This window comes from Lentzea kentuckyensis (genome assembly GCF_002150765.1).
GTDB classification, from domain to species: domain Bacteria; phylum Actinomycetota; class Actinomycetes; order Mycobacteriales; family Pseudonocardiaceae; genus Lentzea; species Lentzea kentuckyensis.
This window is the reverse complement of sequence record NZ_MUYM01000131.1, coordinates 1-1,389: the sequence shown is the minus strand read 5'-3', so window position 1 is coordinate 1,389 and position 1,389 is coordinate 1. Positions and strand designations below refer to the sequence as shown.

Below are 1,389 nucleotides of genomic sequence, written 5' to 3'. Positions count from 1 at the left end.
CACGGTCCTGTTGCCCGGCACGGCTTTTCTCGAACTGGTGGGCAGGGCCGGCGACGAGGTCGGGTGCGATGGCATCGACGAGCTGACGCTGGAGACGCCGCTCGTGCTGCCGGACCGGGGAGCCGTCCAGCTGCAGGTGTGGGTGGGGGAACCGGACGGTAGCGGGCGGAGGTCCGTGGCCGTGCACTCCCGGCACGCCGACGACGTCGGCCAGGGTTGGGTACGGCACGCGGTCGGTGTGCTCGCGGAGCAGTCGCGGGCGGCCGAGACGGACTTCGCGTCGGTGTGGCCTCCCGCGGGTGCGACCGAGATCGACGTCACCAACTCCTACGAGGCGTTGCGCGAACTGGGCTTCTCCTACGGTCCGGCGTTCCAGGGTCTGCGCGCGGTGTGGCGGCGGGGCGACGAGGTCTTCGTGGAGGTCGAGTCACCCGCAGACGCGGACACCGGCGCCTTCGGCCTGCATCCGGCTCTGCTGGACTCCGTTCTCCACGCGCTGCTGTTCGCGGACCTGGAGGACGCGCACGGACTGCCCTTCTCCTGGACCGGTGTGTCGTTGCACGCGTCCGGGGCCGCCGCGCTTCGCGTACGGCTGACCAGGACCGGACCGAGTTCAGTGGCACTGTCCGCGGTGGACGTCGAGGGTGGGCCGGTCGTGACGGTCGACTCCCTGGCGCTGCGCGCCGCCGGCCCGATCCAGGTGGCCGCCGGCAGCGACGCGGGGGTGTTGCTGAAGCTGGACTGGGTGGGCGTCGAACCTGTTGGGCCGCCGTCGTCCGGCAGCTGGGCCGTGGTCGGGGACGACTCGTTCGGACTCTGCCGCGTGCTGCGGAACACCGGCGCCGAGGTTTTCCTGTGCCCGGACTCCGTGGCGGAGGTGGCCACCGCCGAGATCGTGGTGGTCGAGCTGCTGGGTTCCGCCGTCGGCCCGGAGCACGTCCTCGGCACGACCGCGCGGGCGCTGCGCAACATTCAGGAGTTCTTCGCCGACGACCGGTTCGCCGGGTCGCGGTTGGTGTTCGTCACTCGCGGCGCGGTCGCCNNCTGCTCGTGGACCTCGACGGTGCAGAGGCATCCCTGGAGGCCGTGCCACTGGCGACGGGACTGCTGACCGCCGGCGAGACCCAGCTGGCCCTGCGCGAAGGTTCCGTACGGGCCGGGCGGGTGACGCGGCTGGCCGAACGCGGCCCCGAGGTCACGCCGCTCGCCTGGGATCCGGACGGCACTGTNNTGGCGAGCCGGAGTGGTGTGGTCGATGCGGCCTTCACCGCGGAACTGGCCGCGCACGGCGCCGAGGTGTCGGTCGTGGCGTGCGACGTCTCCGATCGCGTTCAGGTGGCGGAACTGCTCGACGGTGTTCCCGCGGCACATCCGCTGACCGCGGTGGTG

2 protein-coding genes are annotated in these 1,389 nt (G+C 72.1%); both read left to right on the top strand.

Features of this window, described 5'->3' with window-relative positions; all coding sequences use genetic code 11:
• Positions 1-37 precede the first annotated feature (37 nt).
• Positions 38-1,111 carry a polyketide synthase dehydratase domain-containing protein gene (locus tag B0F77_RS41325; protein ID WP_425435803.1) on the top strand — a complete coding sequence of 358 codons (1,074 nt, stop codon included), beginning with the start codon at positions 38-40 and terminating at the stop codon, positions 1,109-1,111.
• Positions 1,051-1,389 (top strand): KR domain-containing protein (locus B0F77_RS50775; RefSeq protein ID WP_425435802.1); only part of this gene is annotated, 339 nt, incomplete at its 3' end. The genes B0F77_RS41325 and B0F77_RS50775, both read left to right, overlap by 61 nt.